The organism is Photobacterium alginatilyticum (genome assembly GCF_009910675.1).
Taxonomy (GTDB): Bacteria; Pseudomonadota; Gammaproteobacteria; order Enterobacterales; family Vibrionaceae; genus Photobacterium; species Photobacterium alginatilyticum.
In genome coordinates, this window is the sequence record NZ_RSEJ01000398.1 from 1 (window position 1) to 362 (window position 362).

At 34.0% G+C, this 362-nt stretch carries 1 protein-coding gene; it reads right to left on the bottom strand.

What is annotated here, in order from left to right; translation table 11 throughout:
• Window positions 1-95: 95 nt before the first annotated feature.
• Window positions 96-362: hypothetical protein (locus tag EIZ48_RS29330; RefSeq protein WP_205298671.1), on the bottom strand; the 267-nt coding region annotated here is incomplete at its 5' end.

The window sequence follows — 362 nt, forward strand, 5'->3', positions numbered from 1 at the left end:
TCTTACGTAATTGATTATCTTTGCATCAATGATCAGTAGTAATTCCGATGGTGGATGTTAAGCTAGACCAGTACTTATCTCTTTTATCTTTCTTATTATTTTATGTTATTCGTTTTCTTTATTTTAATTAGTATTAGTTTTAAAACCAAAAACCCCCCTTTTACTTTCCAGTACTGTAGAATAGAATAGACTAAATAATTCTCTGTGGGATCGATCCCTACTTTCACTACTACATTATTAGTTGTTGAACTTAGGTTTATTTTTGGGTGCATACGACGACACACCATGCTGCTCTCAAATATCTGTTTTTCCAAACCTGACGCAAAATCACGTCTCCTAAGATGGGTTTTGTTGCTCCAGGA